The sequence below is a fragment of the Prevotella sp. oral taxon 306 str. F0472 genome (genome assembly GCF_000257925.1).
Classification (GTDB): Bacteria; Bacteroidota; Bacteroidia; order Bacteroidales; family Bacteroidaceae; genus Prevotella; species Prevotella vespertina.
In genome coordinates this window covers 47079-61668 of the sequence record NZ_AJIN01000067.1, presented here as the reverse complement: position 1 = coordinate 61668, position 14590 = coordinate 47079, and the positions used below count along the sequence as shown (strand labels likewise).

10 protein-coding genes and 3 tRNA genes are annotated in these 14590 nt (G+C 42.0%); 8 read left to right on the top strand and 5 right to left on the bottom strand.

The window, feature by feature from the left end:
- Positions 1-127 precede the first annotated feature (127 nt).
- From gmd to HMPREF9969_RS10485, 5 genes are all read left to right on the top strand, one after another.
- Positions 128-1219, top strand: a complete 1092-nt coding sequence (gene gmd / locus HMPREF9969_RS10505) for a GDP-mannose 4,6-dehydratase (protein WP_009435766.1) — start codon at positions 128-130, stop codon at positions 1217-1219.
- A gap of 17 nt (positions 1220-1236) precedes the next feature.
- On the top strand, positions 1237-2439 hold the full coding sequence (locus tag HMPREF9969_RS10500) for a GDP-L-fucose synthase family protein (protein ID WP_009435906.1): 1203 nt from the start codon (positions 1237-1239) through the stop codon (positions 2437-2439).
- A gap of 21 nt (positions 2440-2460) precedes the next feature.
- Positions 2461-4575, top strand: a complete 2115-nt coding sequence (locus HMPREF9969_RS10495) for a prolyl oligopeptidase family serine peptidase (protein WP_009435930.1) — start codon at positions 2461-2463, stop codon at positions 4573-4575.
- A 170-nt stretch (positions 4576-4745) separates the two neighbouring features.
- Positions 4746-5516 carry a YaaA family protein gene (locus HMPREF9969_RS10490; protein WP_009435770.1) on the top strand — a complete coding sequence of 257 codons (771 nt, stop codon included), beginning with the start codon at positions 4746-4748 and terminating at the stop codon, positions 5514-5516.
- Between the two features lie 33 nt (positions 5517-5549).
- Positions 5550-5747, top strand: a complete 198-nt coding sequence (locus HMPREF9969_RS10485; RefSeq protein ID WP_009435861.1) for a hypothetical protein — start codon at positions 5550-5552, stop codon at positions 5745-5747.
- Positions 5748-6388: 641 nt separating this feature from the next.
- Here the strand turns inward: HMPREF9969_RS10485 and HMPREF9969_RS10470 are convergent.
- Entirely contained in the window at positions 6389-6982 is a 594-nt protein-coding gene (locus tag HMPREF9969_RS10470; protein WP_036895695.1) for a vancomycin high temperature exclusion protein, read from the bottom strand.
- 686 nt (positions 6983-7668) lie between these two features.
- Here HMPREF9969_RS10470 and HMPREF9969_RS10465 point away from each other — a divergent pair.
- The 3 genes from HMPREF9969_RS10465 to HMPREF9969_RS10455 all read left to right on the top strand — a co-directional run bounded on the left by HMPREF9969_RS10465 (position 7669) and on the right by HMPREF9969_RS10455 (position 7961).
- Positions 7669-7755: transfer RNA gene (locus HMPREF9969_RS10465), tRNA-Ser, on the top strand.
- A 29-nt stretch (positions 7756-7784) separates the two neighbouring features.
- Positions 7785-7859 (top strand) — tRNA-Glu (locus HMPREF9969_RS10460).
- Positions 7860-7889: 30 nt separating this feature from the next.
- Positions 7890-7961: transfer RNA gene (locus HMPREF9969_RS10455), tRNA-Glu, on the top strand.
- A 321-nt stretch (positions 7962-8282) separates the two neighbouring features.
- Here HMPREF9969_RS10455 and HMPREF9969_RS10450 read toward each other — a convergent pair.
- The 4 genes from HMPREF9969_RS10450 to HMPREF9969_RS10435 form a co-directional block, all read right to left on the bottom strand.
- The gene (locus tag HMPREF9969_RS10450; protein ID WP_009435831.1) at positions 8283-9323 is read right to left on the bottom strand and encodes an asparaginase; all 1041 of its coding nucleotides are present in this window, start codon (positions 9321-9323) and stop codon (positions 8283-8285) included.
- Positions 9324-9577: 254 nt separating this feature from the next.
- A complete protein-coding gene (locus tag HMPREF9969_RS10445; protein WP_036895670.1) occupies positions 9578-10141 on the bottom strand; it encodes a hypothetical protein in 564 nt (187 codons plus the stop codon).
- Between the two features lie 638 nt (positions 10142-10779).
- Positions 10780-11724 (bottom strand): PorV/PorQ family protein, encoded by a 945-nt coding sequence (locus tag HMPREF9969_RS10440; protein ID WP_009435963.1) that lies wholly within the window; start codon positions 11722-11724, stop codon positions 10780-10782.
- Positions 11725-11734: 10 nt separating this feature from the next.
- The gene (locus HMPREF9969_RS10435) at positions 11735-14587 is read right to left on the bottom strand and encodes a S8 family serine peptidase (RefSeq protein WP_009435820.1); all 2853 of its coding nucleotides are present in this window, start codon (positions 14585-14587) and stop codon (positions 11735-11737) included.
- Positions 14588-14590 lie beyond the last annotated feature (3 nt).

Genomic DNA, 14590 nt, shown 5'->3' with positions numbered 1-14590 from the left:
GCTAACGCTTAATTATAAAGAATATGCACCTTAATACGTTGATTATTAATAATAATTTGTATCTTTGTACATTCGTATGTGATGACATAACGACTTATAACAAAATAACAGATAAAAACTAGAAACAATGCAGAAAACAGCTCTTATCACTGGTATCACGGGGCAAGATGGTTCCTATTTGGCTGAGTTATTACTCGAGAAAGGATATGATGTTCATGGTACTATACGCCGTTCATCAGTAGACTTCCGTGAGCGTATCGCCCATTTAGAGGGGCGTCCTCATTTCCACTTACACTATGCTGACCTTGGAGACTCTATGAGTATCCTTGGCGTTATAAGCAAGGTTCGCCCCAACGAGATATATAATCTCGCCGCACAAAGCCATGTTCAAGTGAGCTTCGACTCGCCTGAGTTCACTGCAGATGTTGATGCTGTTGGTGTGTTGCGAATCTTAGAAGCAGTTCGCCAGTTGAATTTGACAGATACATGTCGTATCTATCAAGCTTCAACTTCAGAGTTATATGGTAAGGTTGAGGAGGTTCCACAGAACGAGAATACGCCTTTCCACCCTTATAGTCCATACGCAGTTGCAAAGCAATACGGCTTCTGGATAGTGAAAGAATATCGCGAGGCTTATAACATGTATTGCTGCTCTGGCATCCTTTTCAACCATGAGAGTGAACGTCGCGGAGAGACTTTTGTAACCCGAAAGATTACTCTCGCAGCAGCAAGAATAAAGCAAGGTAAACAGGAGAAGCTCTATCTGGGCAACCTGAGTTCATTACGTGACTGGGGTTATGCAAAGGACTATGTCGAGTGTATGTGGCTTATCTTGCAACAGGAACAACCAGAGGACTTTGTTATCGCAACAGGCGTTCAACACAGTGTTCGTGAGTTCTGTTATTATGCTTTTAAACGTGTTGGTATCGAATTGGAGTTTAAGGGTGAAGGTATGAATGAGAAGGGTATTGACAAGGCAACTGGTAATGTCTTGATTGAAGTTAGCCCTGACTTCTATCGTCCAACAGACGTTGTTAATCTTTGGGGTGACCCAACGAAGGCTAAAGCAAAGCTAGGTTGGAATCCTAATAGTACGACCTTTGAAGAGCTAGTTAACATCATGGTTGACAATGATATGGCAAAGGTTGCATCTGAAGGAGCTGCTGAGAAGGTGAGAACGAACCTAGAAGAATATCTTGAGAAGGGTATTGTGAAATAAAGCAAGGATGCGGAAGTATGAATAAAGATAGTAAGATCTATGTAGCTGGACACCATGGTTTGGTGGGTTCAGCTATATGGAATAACCTTGAAAAAAGAGGTTACAAGAATCTTGTGGGTAGGTCACATAAAGAGTTGGACTTAACCGATCAGCTTGCTGTAAAGCGATTCTTTGATGAAGAGAAACCCGATGCAGTTGTATTGGCTGCAGCCTTCGTTGGTGGTATCATGGCGAACTCTTTGTATCGTGCAGACTTCATTATGCAGAACATGAAGATGCAATGCAATGTCATAGAACAGAGCTATCTCCATGGCGTGGAGAAGTTACTTTTCTTAGGAAGTACTTGTATCTATCCTAAGAATGCACCACAACCAATGAAGGAGGAAGCACTTCTCACTTCTCCTCTTGAATATACAAATGAGGAATACGCCATCGCTAAGATCGCTGGATTAAAGATGTGCGAGAGTTACAACCTACAATATGGAACGAATTACATAGCCGTTATGCCAACCAATCTCTATGGTCCTAACGACAACTTCCACTTAGAAAACTCACACGTAATGCCAGCCATGATGCGTAAGATCTACTTGTCTAAACTCATCCACGAGGGCAACTGGAATGCTATACGCAATGACATGGACAAACGTCCCATCAACCCAACTGACCAGTTAAGGGCACTCATTGGCGAAGGAAATGTTGATGGAAAGAACACTAAGGAACGCATTTTAAAGGCATTATCATTCTATGGAATCGAGAGCAATAAAGTGACACTCTGGGGTGATGGTAGTCCACTTCGTGAGTTCCTTTGGAGCGAAGATATGGCTGATGCCAGTGTGCATGTCCTCTTGAATGTAGACTTCAAAGACATCATCGGGATCGATAAGTATTCAAGTGTTTTCTATGGTGCTAAGATTGATGGAGCCGTTGATCGCAACAATTCAGAGGGTCGTGGAGGTGCTATCCCATCGTTAGGTGAGATTCGAAACTGCCACATTAATGTTGGTACAGGCAAAGAATTGACTATTAAAGAACTAGCGGAACTCGTAAAGAAAACTGTTCATTTCGAGGGAGAAATTGTCTGGGATGCTGATAAACCCAATGGTACTCCACGCAAACTCATCGATGTTGAGAAGCTCCATAGACTTGGTTGGACACATAAAGTAGAGATAGATCAAGGTGTAGAGAAGCTCTATGAGTGGTATCAAGAAAGCCTAAGATAATTCATTTTAACCTTTTACCATATGAAGAAGCAAGTATTATTAACAGCGGCAGTAATGTCCGTAACGAGTGTAATGGCACAGAAGATTAACTATCCGCAAGCGCCTAAAGACAACACAGTTGACACCTATTTCGGTGTAAAAGTGGCTGACCCTTATCGCCCATTAGAGAATGATAGCTCTAAAGCAACAGCCGAGTGGGTGAAGAAGGAGAATGAGGTAACACAACAGTACCTTGCTCGCATTCCTTTCCGAAGCAAACTCTTCCAACGCATGAAAGAGTTAGCTAATTATGAGAAGTTATCTGCACCTTCTTATAATAAGGCTATCGGGAAGTGGTTGTTCTATAAGAACAATGGTCTACAGAACCAAAGCGTCCTTTACGTAATGGACCATCTTGGTGATGAAAAGAACGCTCGCATCCTCCTTGACCCTAATAAGTTATCAGAGGACGGAACGGTTGCTTTGAAAAGTATTAGCTTCTCTCATAATGGTAAATACGCGGCTTATGCCATATCACGTAGTGGTAGTGACTGGGAGGAGTTCTATGTTATGAACCCTCAAACAGGCGAACTCCTTGATGATCATATCATGTGGGCTAAGTTCTCAGGTGCCGCTTGGCAGGGGGATGGATTCTACTATAGTGCCTACGACGCACCCGTTAAAGGACATGAATATAGTAATGTGAATGCGGTGCAGAAGATCTATTATCACAAGATTGGAACACCGCAGTCTGAGGATCAGTTGTTCTATCAGAACCCAGCTAATCCAATGCGTTTCTACTCGGTATCTACCAACGAGGACGAGACAATGATGTTCCTTTACGAGAGCGGTGCAGGCTCTGGTAATTGCGTATATGTACGTGATTTACGCAAACCCAATAGTCAGTTCATTCAGATGACATCAAACCTTGACTTGCAATATAGCCTTGTACAGACTATAGGTGATAAGATGTACTTCCTCACGAATGATGGTGCTCCTAAGAACCGATTGATGGTTACGGATGTAGAACACCCTGGATTCAATGAGTGGAAAACGCTTGTCCCTGAAAGTAAAGATATGTTGGAAGATGTTACCTTCGTAGATGGTAAGATGATACTAAACTATATGAAGGATGCGTCCAATCATGCTTTTGTCTATGATTTAGACGGTAAGCAACTGGCTGAAATCAAGTTACCTACAGTGGGAAGTGCCGCTTTCTATGGCAAAAAAGACCGCAAGGAAGTATTCTATTCATTCTCTTCCTTCACCATTCCAAGCTCTATTTATCAGTATGATATAGCGTCAAATGAAAGCAAAGTATATGCTACTCCGAAGGTTAAGTTTCGGTCTTCTGACTACGTAACAGAGCAAGTCTTCTATCCAAGTAAGGATGGTACACGTGTTCCACTATTCATTACTTATAAGAAAGGACTCAAACGCAACGGCAAGAATCCAGTGTATCTTTATGGTTACGGAGGCTTTAACATTGCCATGCCACCCTACTTCGCATCTAACAGAATACCGTTCCTTGAGAATGGAGGTATCTATGCACAAGCATGCTTGAGAGGCGGTAGTGAGTATGGAGAAGAGTGGCATCTCGCTGGTACGAAACTGCATAAACAGAATGTGTTTGACGACTTTATCTCTGCTGGGGAATGGTTGATTACAAACAAATATACCAGTAAGGACTATCTCGCCATAGTAGGTGGTTCAAACGGCGGACTGCTTGTTGGCGCTTGTATGACGCAACGCCCTGACCTCTTTAAGGTATGTATTCCACAGGTGGGAGTAATGGATATGTTACGTTACCACAAGTTTACTATTGGTTGGAACTGGGCTCCTGACTATGGAACAAGTGCCGATTCAAAGGAGATGTTTGAGTATCTTCGTTCGTATTCTCCGCTTCATAACCTTCGTCCTGGCACTCATTACCCAGCCACACTCATAACAACTGCTGACCACGATGACCGTGTTGTACCTGCACACTCATTCAAGTTTGCTGCTACTTTACAAGCTTGTAATGCTGGCGACACACCTGTTTTGATTCGTATTGATACTAAGGCGGGACATGGAAGTGGTAAGCCTCTATCCAAACAACTAGAGGAACAAGCTGATATCTATGGTTTCATCCTTTATAATATGGGGTTAAAGTATTAAGTGATAGACTTCTATAGGAGTGAAAGAAGTGAAGGAGTGGATGGAGTTAAGGCATCCCTTCTGTTGCTAGTAGTTGTATGAAAGCAATGCAAGAAACGGAACGATTGTCTTAACTTCATTAACTCCTATAACCCCATTCACTTCTGTTAGCTCCCCAACAAGCACTAAATATGCAAATACTACTTGCTTCGGCAAAGATAATGAATAGCACTACTTCGGTGCAAGTACCCCTCACGCACGAGCCACACTTCAGTCAGGAAGTGGGAAGAATGGCGTTAGAACTGGGCGAAATGTCCGTTGATGTCCTATCAAAGGAACTGCATTGCAATGAGAAGATAGCCCTGGAAAACAAGCTACGTTATCAGGACTTCTTCAATCGAGAGGCGCTTCTTCCTGCTCTCCTAGCCTATTATGGACAGGCTTATAAGTGCTTGAAGGCACAGCAATATAGTCCCGATGACTTTCGTTTTGCCGATGATCATCTATGGATAACGAGCTTTCTTTATGGGCTCTTGCGCCCCTTGGATCTTATTCATCCTTATCGTCTTGAGGGCAAAGCAAAACTTACATCTAACGAAGGAAAAAATATGTTTGCATATTGGAAGCCCTTACTAACCGATATGCTTATCAATGCGGTGCAAGATGATGATGGCGTTCTTGTACACTTGGCAACGGTAGAGTTTCAACAACTCTTCGACTGGAAGCGACTGCAAAAGGCTGTTCGTATTATCCAACCGCAGTTTATGGTAGATCAAGGTAGCCGTCTAAAGGCTGTGAGTGTATATGCCAAGAGCTGTCGAGGAGCGATGACGAGCTATATTCTTCGCAATCGTCTCGCAAAGTCAAGCGACCTCCTTTCATTTGAATATGAGGGCTTTACTTATCAAGCCAACTATGGAGATGAGGCGCACCCACACTTTATTTTAATGCAAAACGTATAATCTTTTTGCTCCAAACAATAACTTATTAATATTATGTCAATAGAAGAATTCCGCAAAGAAATACTATCAGCTCTACTCGAAAAGACCAACACAAAGGGTGAACCACGCTTTGATGAGGCATCCGCAAAAGAGCTTCTTAATCAGTTATCAGATAATGAGTTGGAAGAAGGAATCCTATTCAATACACCCGAAGATGTGGCTGATGTATTGACAGAAATCGGTCGGTTATAAATCAATAGAAACCTTTTCTTTCTTATTCTAACCCACCACTGAGGACGAAAATTAGCCCTATTATAAGAAAAGGAAGTAAAAGCCAAAAGATAGAAAACAGCAGTTTCATATACCATTTAGCCCATTTTGTCTCATTAAAATGTGCTTTGACAAGTATTGATCTGTAGTTCCTCTTGTACAGCTTACTGACGAGAATGTAGAAAGAAGCCGTTAGTAATACAAAAATAATTAGTGGAATTGTATCGCCCGAAATGCCTAATACACCATCACAAAAGCTCGGTAAGAGAAGCGCGATGACCATCATAAGAGGATAAATAACCACTGCATTCCCATCCAACCAAGGGAGTATGAAGCTTCGTCCTACATAGTAGGCGTAATCGAAAAGGTTGTATTTTATCGTCTTATTGGGAGTTTCCATTGTTTTTATCAGACATCTATTCTTTTCGACAAAGATAAAGATTTATTATGATATAAGCCTCTTTGGCAATTTGAAATCATCCTCTTTACAAGTTGAGGAGTTCGTGCATTGACAGGTTTACGAGTTTTTATTTTCTTGGACATAATATCCTCTATGGTCTTTGCCATTATCTCTGTCCAGTCATTGAACATAGATTTAAAGAGAGAATTAACGCTTGTAAGTATTAATGTAGCACATCTTTAAACAACTTCACACGTGCTAATAACTCTCTAATATGCGTCAGTTGAGCAAAGAAGTTATGCACATCTTCGGCATTGTAACCCACTGCATATATACCTAAATGGTCTGCCAAATAGATGGAACGTTGGTTATGCCACTTCTGCGAGATGATGATAATAGAATCAGCATGATAATCTTTTTGAATGTTACGCATTGATAAGAAGGTTCGATGACCACTACCATCCATGTGAATGATGTTGGCTGGTACGCCTCTTTCTGTGAGACATCTCTTCATTGCGGAAGGCTCATCATAACCCGTACGCTTCTCTCCGCTAATGATTAACTGCTTGTATTTATGGTGCTTATACAGTTCTATTGCAGCATTAATACGGGCTTGGAAGAACTGATTAGGACCTCCTGTATATCGGCTTTTGGGGCTTGTTCCAAGCAAAACTGCCGTTTTCATTGCTGGAACATCTGCTGGATTATCGAAGACTCGTCCCTTAGCATTGTTATTGACAATGATGTTGCACGTTGCAATAACAGCTATGACGATTACCAGAATACCGATGATGGTATAGCTTACTTTCCGCTTCATACTATTTGAGGTATATGTTACTTGTGCAAAGATACAAATCTTTTTAGACAGAAGAAACATAATGATAGAATACCTAACGAGGCTTTTTCATGACTGAGTTACTGCTTTATATAATCTTAGGGATACATCTTTGCAGAATTAAAGAATTATCTCTCTTTTTGACGGAGGCGTTTCCTTGATAGGAGAAGAGCCTCTCCTTGGCATAAGAAGGGCGTTTCTTCAATGTAAAGAGAGGCTTTCTTCGATAGGAGAAGAAGCCTCATCCCCATCTTCTCTCCGAATGGAGAGGAGCGTGAAGACTACTATTTGCAAATGAAGGGGGCGTCAGTTTCTGTGGAATCCCGTGTTCCTTTAGGAACTCTGTTCCCCTTTCTGGCTCCGTGCCGTCCGTGTCTTAAGTGTTGAAAATGCCCCAGCAAAGAATTTATTAATGCTTTTCAACAATAGAAGTTATCATAACTTAGGATTTATAATTATGCCTTTTGAGAGTAAGGAAAGCCATGAGACTAAACCAGTTGATAGGTTGGAACTGTCGGAAGTATGGATAAATTGGATGAGAAGAAAGGTGTATTTTTTTACAAGAAAACGAAAAATTACATGATAATATTTTGAGGAATAAAATAAAAACACTAACTTTGCAACCGCATTTGAGATGGTGCTTAGTAATTCAGCTAACATACTTTTAAGGAAGGATGGGTGAGTGGCTGAAACCAGCAGTTTGCTAAACTGCCGTGCGCGTAAGCGTACCGGGGGTTCGAATCCCCCTCCTTCCGCATTACTCAGTAGCCTCAGATGCAACCCTGGTCGATTCATCTAACGGTTAGGATACAAGATTCTCAATCTTGGCATAGGGGTTCGATTCCCCTATCGACTACCATCCCTTTTATTTGAGATAAGCTACTTTTCCGGTCGATTCATCTAACGGTTAGGATACAAGATTCTCAATCTTGGCATAGGGGTTCGATTCCCCTATCGACTACAAGAAGGCTCTGCTAAAAGCAGAGCCTTTGTTTGTTTTAAAAAGAATAAGAGTTCTTTTCCTATTTAAATAAGGGGTTGGTGTTTTTTTATTAGCTATTTAATCCGTTGATATAACACCATTTAATCATGTAAAACTGGCGTTTTTTCTGCTTGAAAGAATATCTAATAATAGTCTATGTGGCTTCTAATTGCTGTTTAAACAATATCTAACAGCGGGGACAGACGCTCTCGCCTGTCCCCCATAAGATAACTTTATAAGATTCTATTAGGTTACATCAATATCCTTCGAAAGGGCTTAGATGTATAAAAGATGCCCCTTTTATTCTTGGATTGTAATCTCTCCTGCAATGGAGTGATTCATGTAGTAACGCACCTTATCAGCATCTTTATATCGTGCTTGAAGGTACATTAACTTGGTTACTGCAGCCTCAACAGTACTATCATAACCACTGATAACCCCTGCATCTTTGAGTTGGTAACCCGTATCATAGCGACTCATCTCAACCTGTCCACTAATACATTGACTGATATTAACAACTATCACTCCTCGTTCCGACGCCTGTTTCAACAGCTTCATCAGCCAAGGTCGCTGTGGCGCATTGCCACTTCCATAAGAACGCATTACTATACTGCGTAATTCTGGAGCATCAAAAAGATGGTGCATAAGCCCCTCCTCCATTCCTGGAAAGAGTGAGAAGATGATCACATTATTATCTAGCTGTGTGTGTGTAACTAGTGGTTTGGAATAATCAGGGACGAGTATTCTATGCTCATCAAAGGTAAAGTTAACCCCAGCCTCGCATAGATGAGGATAGTTAAAGGAGTCGAAAGCATTGAACTCATCGGCATTTTGCTTCGTAGAACGGTTGCCTCTTAATAAGTGACCACTGAAATAGATACACACTTCAGGCACCATTGGCGTACCGTCCTTATGGTGTGCTGATGCTAACTCAATACTCGTCATCAAGTTCTCCTTACCATCAGTTCGCAGCTGACCAATAGGTAGTTGAGACCCCGTAAGGATGATTGGTTTAGTCAAGTTCTCGAACATAAACGATAAAGCAGATGCTGTATAAGCCATCGTATCAGTGCCATGTAATATCACAAACCCATCATAGGCATCATAGCAATCAGATACTATCTGCACTAGTTGTGCCCAACGATGTGGAGTCATATCAGACGAGTCGATGGGGGGATCAAACTGGTAGGTATCCACCTTCGTAGGCACTAGTTTGAACTCAGGAACATTCTCTACAAGATGGCTAAAGTCTAATGGTTCTAATGCTCCTGTACGTTTGTTATGCCCCATACCGATGGTTCCACCGGTATAAATGAGTAATACTTTATTCGTTCTCTTCATCGTATATTCGTTGATTAATGAATGTCAAGTAGTAGAGATGAACAGATTGAAAGCACTACTCCACATTGTTACTTATATTTCAATCAGATGAAGATAATAGAAGAGGTAAAGCTCTTCTTATGCTTTCATATTGTCATTTTGCACTCGATACTGCAAAGATAAGAAAAACTTTTAAGTATTACCTCGCTTACACAACATTATATTTATAAATGAAGATAAAGTTGTGTTGTACTGCTGAATATCGACCTTCTCGGTTACAAATAAGTGTTTCTAAACTCGATATATGCCTTGAATAAGCTAGCATTGGCATCGGCTATCACCTTCACAATCTCCGCATAGATGAATAGACAAAGGAGCACTGATAAGATGAAGAGAAGGCTGAATCCAAAGAATATCCATAGGTCGCCATCCTCGTACTTCTCCTGAAACTTACGTAGACGAGAGGATGATTTCGACATAAACTCGGTGGCATTATCAGTTGCATTACGCAAAGTTTCACCTGCATGTAATGATGCTTGAAGAGCTTTATGAGACGCTTCTGCCAGCTTCTCACGCATCTCTGCCAACTTTTCCTTCGATGGTGTGTTGAGGACATTGGTATCAACTGTAGGCAACTTTGCCGCTTTCTTCACTTCGACGGGAGTAGCATCAGCCAAGGGTAATACCGAACGGGCACGGGTGCGGAAGGCTGTCGGTGCATCGAAACGACAGGTCAATACATTACCACAATAGGGGCAACGATACTTCATTGTCCCATACTTCTCCGTCTCAGCCACAAACTCGCGGCCACATTCATTACATTTAACTGTGTACCTCATTACGCCGACAAAATTATAAAAAATACTTGAATCGAAGGACAGATTATCGATATTTTAAATCGTATAAAGCACTTTCTTCACATTCTGTGAGGTGGCTTTCGCTATCGAAGAAAATGGTAGAACGAATATTGGATGATATTCTTTAGGTTAGAAGGGATAGAAGTTGTGGATTCTAAATGACACATTACAAGCATAAAGGTTAGATGGTTTTAACATTGAATATACGGATGACACGAAGCCTGAAAGGCGCTCAGTATTCCTCACGAAGTAAGGTTATGCACTGAAGCAAATGCCCATGAATATTCAAAATGACGATTAGTTCCGTTGGAAATCATACTTAACAACTGACGGCGAATAAGTCCTTTCAAATTAACCAACATAACTTGTGCATTTCAAGGAACGCCCTTTTGTATTGAAAGAGGGCGTTCCTTCAATAGGAAGAGAGCCTCCCTTTGTATCAAAGAAAGGCTCTCGTTCAATCTAACAATTATAATCTACGACTTCAAATGATAATAGGTTCTATTTGAAGTAATATTCTATTTGTTTATTACTAGGTTTTCTTATCATGGATAACACATCTTTAGTATAGATTAAACGAGCCTTCAGATAGTTCTTATTGAAGCTATTTATGTCTATAACTAGAAGCTATACCCTAGCCCAACAATGAGTCCATTAATACCATAATGCTTAAAGGCTTGACGATAAGCAATGTCTAGTTTGAAGCCTGCCCATTGTCCTCCAGCACCAAAGGTAAATGCATCTGAACCTTTGTCAGCATACTGATAGCCTACACGTGCAGACACTATACGATTGTAAGTGTACTCTAGACCAGTGCCAACGAGCGTTTCATGCCCATCTTTCGGTGTGAAATAGCGATAAGAAAGTGCGTAGGTAAGTGCATGCTTAGGTGCTATTCGCACGTTCCAATCGCCTCCCATGACAAGAGAAGTGGGCAGACTTTGAGGAATACCAGTGTTATCAAACTTCACATCTTTGCCGAAGTCCATCAATCGTGCACCCACTGTCAATGTCGTTGGAACATCCTTTGTGAGATTAAAGTCCGTTTGATATGCTGCTCCAACACTAAAGGCTAATGCGTTAGTACTCGTTTCAGCATGGCTTCGAGCATAAGTAGCAGTGGCATAAACAGCAATCTCCTTTGTTATAGGAAACGAATAACCGAGGTCGAGAGCCACGTCATAAGGCTTTATTTCTTTCGTCTCTCCCACTGCTGCTATCGGTTGTATGGTTAGTCCGCCCATATAACGTACACCCGCCATAAGTGCAGAATGATTCTTAAATTGGTATCCCGTTGCGAGGTTATATTGCATTAATCGCCCCTCATCTGTCTTTGGTTGTCCTGTAATTGACGCATCAATGGAGAACTGTTTATCGCCATAAGTGAAGGCAGCAGGGTTCGTATAAATGTGCATCTGGCTTGTGTTGCCAAGCAATGTACTACCCATTGCTTCCGTGCGAGCGTTTGGATTAGCCTCGAGTACAGGTATAATCCTACTCTGTGCGGCTGTCTTCATCGTCATACCCATACTCAAGACGAGAAGAACTATTGTTATCTTCTTCATAAGTTACCGATTATTTCTTTATAAATACGTGTTTACTAGTTAGGCGATCTGTCGTTAGCAAGAGGTAATAAGTACCTGGTGCAAGGCGGTCGATACCTAATGTGACCTCGTGTGTTCGACTATCGGGTGTCATCGACTGATCAATGAGTTTCTGTCCATGAAGTGATGTTACGATAGCTCTGACCTTTGTGACATTACTGCGCATAAGGGCTTTGATGTAGCTATGTGCAGGATTTGGATAAATGACATGAACGTCAGGTGCATTCTTATCTGTCACTCGGACGATAGCCGAAGTGGTTGTTCGTCTACTGCCATCAATGGCTGTTATAGTGAGTTTCGTAAGTCCTTTTTGTCCTGGCGTAACGATTAACTTGGTTCCTTCAACAGCCACCTTTGCCACTTGTTCATTATTAGAAGTTACCGTGTAACGCATTGTTTTTCCGCTAGAAGCAGTGAAGGCATGAGCGAGATTGACCTCGATTGCTTCCCCATTTGCGAACAGTGAGATGTCACCTATTGGACTCGTGAGTTCCGGAGCGGTATGAGGAATAACCTCATAAGCAATTGTCTGCGTTGTTTTACCACCCAGTTGATCAGTGAGTGTGATATCGAATTGATATGTACCCTGCGCCCCCACCTTAATGAGTAAGTCGAAGGTATCACCGATACGCTTTAGTTCTACGCCTTGCGGGAGTTCTGTTGTTGAGTATGTCCAACTATGCCCATCCTCATCTTTCACTGGTAATATCTTATGATAGTAAGGCTGTGTATCAAGTAAGCGAAGATTCTTCTCGATCATATCTGTGAATATAGGAGCATGGTTCAGACGCGTTTTAAAGTTGGTTGAAACCTCTTGCGAACGATTGTTGAAGCGGTCGCGAGCAACAATCTTAACGACATACTCCATGTCAGTCTCTAGTCCGGTAAACTCTTGTTGCATCTCTGTTCCGACAGACATGTTATAAGAGAAGCGTGTAAAAGACTGAACAGGAGAACTTAAATCAGACTTCTTGAAGAGTTGAATGTCATAGGCAAAGGCTGTGTGCTCATCGTTTAGAGCATCATTATCAGCCGTCACATTCCATGTGATGTTAGCATCGTAATAACCCTTTGTTGCATGTGAAGAATAGTCGGTGATAGTGATCGTTGGAGCTTCAGGAGCCTCTGTCTCAGGGTCAGAAAGCGCATAGAGGGCATCGATATAACCGAGTCCCATCTTACCAGCTAGGTTCTCATCAGCTTTAACTTCATAGGGATTCTTGTCTTTAAGAGCACCTAGAATGCGATGGCGAAGATCCTCATTTGTGAAGTTAGGATTCGTCTTTCCAAACTTAGACACTACAAGAGCTGCAATGCCTGTAACGTGTGGTGTTGCCATAGAAGTACCTTGTGCAAAGGCATAATGAGAGTCTGATGGCAACGTAAAGTCTGTATTGGGATAGGGTCCAGTCATGCCATATTCATAGTCACTAGGCACTGTACTCAATACGCCTTGATTGACAGATCCAGTCTCAGTAGTACCACCTGGAGCAAGTACATCTACCCATGGTCCCTTGTTCATATAGGCTGTTGGCACACCGAGACTATTGATAGCTCCAACTGCTACTACACGATTATAAGAGGCCGGAATCATATCTATGTCATATTGAGAGTCATTACCAGAAGCAAAGAAAATGAGTCCACCTTTCATATAAGCATCGGGTTTCTTCTTACCATCTTTGTCGCATCCAGCAACGTCAGTAAAGTAGTCTATGCCATCTTTTAGTAGGTCGAATTGACTCTTGAAGATGCTTTGGAAGTTCTCATTATTAAGGTATTTCTTGCGGTCGAAAGCGTATCCCCATGAGCAGTTCATTACTGATGCACCATTCTCGGCAGCAAATTCAAAGGCCTTAACAATGTACTTTGTCGTTGCAGTCTCAGTCGTTCCATCATGTCCATAGATCTCACAACTCATCAAGCGAACGCCCGAGTTGGCATCACCATTACCACCAGCAATACCGCAAACACCTATTCCGTTGTTGTTGCGGGCAGCGATGGTACCAGCCACGTGGGTACCATGAGCACCTGCAATGATATGATTCGGATTGTCTTGACCAGTCTCTTCTGCCCAGAAGTTACGCCCATGGATGGTCTCACCAGTCTTAGGATCTTTACCTTCCCATGCCGCTCCTTCAAGGTCTTCATGTGTGAAGTCTATACCCGAATCCATTACAGCTACGACTACATGTGGGTCTCCCGTTTCCTTCTGCCAAGCAGGGAATAAATCAATATCAGCCCCAGGTTGGAACGTCATATATTGTTCTATCGTTGTGGTGTAATGCCATTGATACTTTAAATAGGGGTCACTAAAAGAGAGAGGTCCTTGTCCATCATTAGCGTCTCTAAGTCTTCTTGGATTGATAGGAGCACGTGTGGTTGGTGTATAAGTCACTTCTGAAGGAACAATCTGAACACTTCCGTGCACCTTTTCAATTGCTGGGTCACGCTTAAGTTCATTGATAACCTCGCCAACATCTTTAGCCTTGTCGAACTTGACAACAAACCATCTATCTAAGCCACGAGCCCTCTTGAGGTTGGCATACTCATTCGTCATGTCAAACACTTGTTCGACTTTCACGGTTGCATCATCAAGTATTGCGGCACGAGAAACAGTCTGTGTTGCTGCGCGCGTAGTAGGTGACACGCTTGCTTTCAACTTGATATAAGCCATTCCAGGTTCCCATGGAAAGCTCTCGTTGGAAGGCTTTGTTGTGGTTTGTTGATTGCTTGACTCGAGCATATCATCATTACAGGACGTACAGAGCCCAGCGATGAGTGCCACGCTAATAAGCGATAAATATATGTTTCTAAACTTTTTCATCAT

Bases quoted from the DNA above. Each gene is read 5' to 3' on its own strand.
- HMPREF9969_RS10445 (WP_036895670.1), bottom strand. From the start codon at position 10,141: ATGAGGTACACAGTTAAATGTAATGAATGTGGCCGCGAGTTTGTGGCT.
- HMPREF9969_RS10495 (WP_009435930.1), top strand. From the start codon at position 2,461: ATGAAGAAGCAAGTATTATTAACAGCGGCAGTAATGTCCGTAACGAGT.
- HMPREF9969_RS10485 (WP_009435861.1), top strand. From the start codon at position 5,550: ATGTCAATAGAAGAATTCCGCAAAGAAATACTATCAGCTCTACTCGAA.
- HMPREF9969_RS10450 (WP_009435831.1), bottom strand. From the start codon at position 9,323: ATGAAGAGAACGAATAAAGTATTACTCATTTATACCGGTGGAACCATC.
- HMPREF9969_RS10500 (WP_009435906.1), top strand. From the start codon at position 1,237: ATGAATAAAGATAGTAAGATCTATGTAGCTGGACACCATGGTTTGGTG.
- HMPREF9969_RS10490 (WP_009435770.1), top strand. From the start codon at position 4,746: ATGCAAATACTACTTGCTTCGGCAAAGATAATGAATAGCACTACTTCG.
- gmd (WP_009435766.1), top strand. From the start codon at position 128: ATGCAGAAAACAGCTCTTATCACTGGTATCACGGGGCAAGATGGTTCC.
- HMPREF9969_RS10470 (WP_036895695.1), bottom strand. From the start codon at position 6,982: ATGAAGCGGAAAGTAAGCTATACCATCATCGGTATTCTGGTAATCGTC.
- HMPREF9969_RS10440 (WP_009435963.1), bottom strand. From the start codon at position 11,724: ATGAAGAAGATAACAATAGTTCTTCTCGTCTTGAGTATGGGTATGACG.
- HMPREF9969_RS10435 (WP_009435820.1), bottom strand. From the start codon at position 14,587: ATGAAAAAGTTTAGAAACATATATTTATCGCTTATTAGCGTGGCACTC.